General features: G+C 24.6%; 2 pseudogenes. Both read left to right on the top strand.

Annotation, left to right across the window (positions count from 1 at the left end):
• Nucleotides 1–578, top strand: a pseudogene (locus CAMP5053_RS08145) (hypothetical protein); the annotation flags it as partial.
• Nucleotides 578–1,115 (top strand): annotated as a pseudogene (locus tag CAMP5053_RS08140) (hypothetical protein); the annotation flags it as partial. The pseudogenes CAMP5053_RS08145 and CAMP5053_RS08140, both read left to right, overlap by 1 nt.

The following is a 1,115-nucleotide window of genomic DNA, read 5'->3' as shown; positions in this document are numbered from 1 at the left end:
CCTACCCTCAACTTGCCGGAAAAATCGCTTATATTTATTATAGGTTTGATTTAGCGAAAATATACTTCCAAGTCAAACCAACAAAGAATATACAAATAAAATATGGGGATTATTTTCAAGATATAATTTACTATGAAAATACAATTAAAAAGACAATACAAAAATACAACTATGATCCCAATAAAAATTATCCTATTGCGTATTGGGAAAAATTAATTAAAGAAATCTACAATCAATTTAAATTAAATATAAAAACAGAATTTATCTCATCAAATGATAATAGCCTATTTGGTTTTTATAATCAAGACAAAGCTATTATTGAAATCAATATAAACAATATAGAAAATACAGAGGAAATGTTAAAAACTATTATACACGAAATACGACACGCATACATACACCAAAAAAAGCCAAATAATGATGTCTTGCAACACTATATTTATTATAGCAATCAATATATTTATTTTAATAAAACAGAACAAAAATTTGGAAATAAAACAACACCAGATATTTATTTTTTTCAGCCAAGCGAAGCAGAAGCTAGAGCAATAGAAGAAAGTATCATAAAGGAGTTATGATGAGATACAAGGAACCAGATACAAAAAAACACGAACAATTTTTACAAACTAGAAAAGAACCAAATGTACTTTATTTAGGTGTAAATACTAATATAAAATGTTTTAATAATATATGTCCTAGTGAAAAAAATTATTGGTATTTTTTCAACCATATTGATTTAGAAAACAAAATCAACATTACATATAATCCCAAATTTGGCATTTATTTAGGTAAAATCATTTTTAACAAAAAAGGCAACAAACTCATTCCAAAATATATACCTACAAGCATTGAAAATTTAGAAGAAGAGGTTAAAAAAATCAAAAATCCTCTATGGATAGCTGAAAAAAATTATAATTATGTTAAACCTGAAGTGATTTTTTTTGAAGATACTATTCTTGGTAAAAAAATAAAAACAACTAGAGGCAATTACCATATAACAAGCCCAAAAAACCTAGAATATCAATGTAAAATAGAAAAAAATACAACTATACTAAATCAAGAACAAATCTTATCTTATGTAAAAGAAATTCATAGTGAAAATGTAAGAATAATCC

Source organism: Campylobacter sp. S4:11, from assembly GCF_024723695.1.
GTDB classification, from domain to species: Bacteria; Campylobacterota; Campylobacteria; order Campylobacterales; family Campylobacteraceae; genus Campylobacter_D; species Campylobacter_D jejuni_C.
Note: the sequence above shows the minus strand (reverse complement) of the source record. Positions and strands in the feature narration are given on the sequence as shown.